Source organism: Flavobacterium sp. (assembly GCF_044369455.1).
Taxonomy (GTDB): Bacteria; Bacteroidota; Bacteroidia; order Flavobacteriales; family Flavobacteriaceae; genus Flavobacterium.
Map to the genome: position 1 here is coordinate 1 of NZ_JBIPLW010000088.1, position 3600 is coordinate 3600.

The window sequence follows — 3600 nt, forward strand, 5'->3', positions numbered from 1 at the left end:
TCCGAGGCCACAGCCGGTCCCGGGCGTATGTCTGTTGCAAAGCCTGGAATTGAAACCACTCCCGCATCTTCGTTGACCGTCAGATTCGTTGGAATCGAAAACTCAGGCGCATCGTTGATCGCTTGCACGGAAATCGTAAAGGTCAAGACCGGACCCAAGTTGTTATTCGGGAACGGACTTGCCGCACCATCGTCGACCAGCCGAGCAGTGATCACCGAAGTTCCGTTTTGATGCGGAGCCGTTCGGAATGTCAAGGCACCCAACGCATCAATCGCTGGTGGAGTTGAAAACAACGAAGGGTTACTGAAGTTCATATTGAACGTGAGTATTTGATTCGCTTCGTCTGCTGCCGTCATCTGACCATTTAGCAAGTTAAACGCTTGCCTAACGTTCGTAGCGAAACCTGATACGGTCACCGGACCAGCATCTTCAATGACCTCGACTCGACTTCGGCTTAACGTATAGAACGGCGCGTCATTGATCGGATTGACCGTAACAGAAACAGTTTTGGAAGTAGATCGCGGTACAGGAATACCGTTCTCGCGTCCATCATCCGTCGCAGTAAAGATCAGGTTGAACAATTCAGGGACTCCCCTTAGCGATGCGAAGTTGCTATTCACGTCCTGCTTGTACTGGAACCGCACTTCGCCAGTCAAAGGATCCAGCGTCGGCAGTACTGCGTACAAATCAACAGCCTCCGCAGGTACCGAAACCGATCGAACGACCGTTTGAGCTGTTGCCGAAGGTGGTAACTCATCGATGGCGGTTGGTGGTCCAGCAAACTCATTGAAATAAAACGCTGGAAGAACCTGTATCGGTGCGTCTTCATCTAGCGTAATGGTATTAGACGCTAAATCAAACACAGGAGGATCGTTGACTTCACTCACGCGAATCGAAAGAGTCTGACGTAACGACTCCGCTTGGTGAACCCCACCGGCCGCGCCGTTGCCAGTTGCTCCGTTATCGATTCCAAAAATCTCAATCTCGATCACACCGCGGGTGAGGAAGTTGACGTCGGGGGCGAGCGTAAAGGTAAGGTTGCGAGCAACGTCGGTTCCGGTTCCGACAACTATCGCCGGTTGAACAGAGAATAGTTCCGGACGCAATGCCCTCACCGTTAGATTTGTAAATGTAACGCTCTGTCGAGGAATAGGAGAAGCAAGTCCCAGTTCGTCATCAGCACCACCGGAGCGTCCGAGAGGTTGACCAACGATTCCCGTTGGGCCTGGATTCACCGTTACTGGAATCACCTGTTGCCCTGGATCTTCCATTACGTTGAGCCAAAGTACACCGCTGCTAGCCAAAGTCGGATCAATCTTAGTCCAATTCGGATCCACGGTTACGACGGGTCGATCGTTGATCGCATTGATGTTGATCGTCAGAGTACTAAACGCGGTCTTCGGATCTGGTATCTGGTTAGGCAATGCTCCCGATACACCGTCGTCTTCAATCTCGATAAGCACTAGAACTGGACCGTTGATCAAGTCGTTGTAATTGGTGCCAGGTGTGAATCGAAGCTCAGGATTTGCACTATTGGTTAAGGTCAAAGATTCGCCAGGATATTCCGTTCTGGGCGATCCATCTAGGTTGATGAGCTGAACCGATTTGATACGAAGAGTCTGTACGTCTTCGTCATCAAGCTTTGGTGGCACTCGGTTTGGATTGTGCCCGGCATAGTCATTTCTCAACAAGACACTTGTCGGCCAAATCTTTGCGATATCTTCGTCGATCGTATCAATGTCGTCGGTAGCAAATGGCGAGTCATTGACAGGTGCCACGTTCAAAGTCAGTGTCTGACGTAGCGACTCGTTGAAGTGCTCTCCACCCAAAGCGCCTGCACCAGCCAGTTGGCCGTCGTCCATACCGAAGATCTCGATCAAGATCGGTCCCGACACCTCTGAGTTCACGTCAGGCGCCAAGGTAAAGCTCAAAGTTCTGGCAACATCAGATCCTGTGGCTAATGCAATAGTCGGCTGAACCAAGAACTTCGTCGGATCCAACGCTCGAACACGGGTCACATCTGGGGCCGTCGTGTTGAAGCTGACGTTTTGACCAGCCACTGGCGTTGGAAGAAGAACAAGCCCGTTCTCATCGTCTGCTCCACCTGCGGTTGGGTTGGCCAGAGGCCCGGCCCAAACCGAAACTGGTATCGACTTGGCAGGGTTCACATCCTCGACATAATTCACTTGAAGAACGCCATTATTGACCACGACCGTTGGACGGTCATTCATAGCATTGATATTCACGGTCAACGTGGACCTGGTTTGCCTAGGTGTGTTATTGGCGGCAGGTGCACCATTCAAATTCACTTCTTCATCCTCAATCGTGATTTCGATGAGGACTGGTCCCGCGATCAAGTTGTTGTAGTTCGTACCTGGTGCGTAACGAACTCTTCGATTGGCTCGATTCGTATCCGTTGGATTCACGATCGAAACATTCTCTAAACCGCCCACCTCGTTAGGGTTCAATCTCGCCGAGCCGAGAAGTCGAACATTCACAATATTGAGGTTTTGATCCCGTTCCGAGCCGAATCCAATATCGGATGCTCCTGTGAGAATTACCCCGTTTGCGTCGTATCCTAAAATCTCTAACCCAGCGGAATCGCCAGTCCGTTGAGGCAAAGTTGTGATGCCTGCAAAATCATTTGCTGTCAGATTGCTCCACGACCATTCGATCACCGTATCTTCATCAATCGTTCTGACATCATCAAAGGCCTTCGGATCATCATTGACCTTGTGCACGGTCAACGTCACCGTGGCCGCGTTCGCGCTGACCATCCGCGAATCGGTCGTCCGATAGACAAACGTATCGACGCCAGTGAAATGTGGCTTTGGAGTATAAGTAAACGAACCATCTGGGTTCAGTTCTAGTGTGCCGAAACGCGGGGCAACCAACGGTTGCATCGATACATCCGTGGTCGATGTGCGATTCTCGTCGTGAACCCGAATGCTATTCTGATCATCTGCGTCGAAATCGTTCGCCAAAATACCCGGCGTAGCGACGCCTAGAATACTCGATATTCGACCATTTTCGTTGACCGTAAACGAGTCGTTTACTGCCACAGGCGGAGAACCAGCCACAACTTCGATCAAGTGATCTTCGACTTCTCCGCCGACCGCCATACCGGTGGCGAGTGCCCCACCCGTCGCACTCAAACGGAATCTAGCCGTGGTGTAACCGATGATGGCAGTTGAAGGCGTGATGATATTGAAGAGGTTGGATCCACGAATAGCCGGTTGGCTATTGATGATCCTCTCCCCGGTATCTTCGAAGTCATTGTCTTGATTCCAGTCGATCCAGGCGTCGATGAATCCTGCATTGCTCGCCGTAATGGTCGCGATGACAGGAACCCCTGCAGTCGCAGGTCGATCCCCAGAAGCTACACTTCCTGAGTTGTAAACGGCGTTGAAATAACCGCGGAATGAGACACCATCTTCGTCGTCCGCGAGAACTCGAACTTCGTTACCTGAGGCCGTTACGCTTGGCAAATTCAGTCGTCGAGAGGCAATAGCACCGTTGATAGCAGCCGCCACTTTCGTGGCGAACGTTGCATCTGTGTCGGCGGGCTCCGCAGGGCTTGCGATCGGATTCATGTTTACA

1 protein-coding gene is annotated in these 3600 nt (G+C 51.6%); it reads right to left on the minus strand.

What is annotated here, in order from left to right:
* On the minus strand, positions 1-3593 hold a 3593-nt coding region (locus ACIQ2L_RS14645), incomplete at its 3' end, for a GEVED domain-containing protein (RefSeq protein ID WP_396160153.1).
* Between the last annotated feature and the right edge of the window lie 7 nt (positions 3594-3600).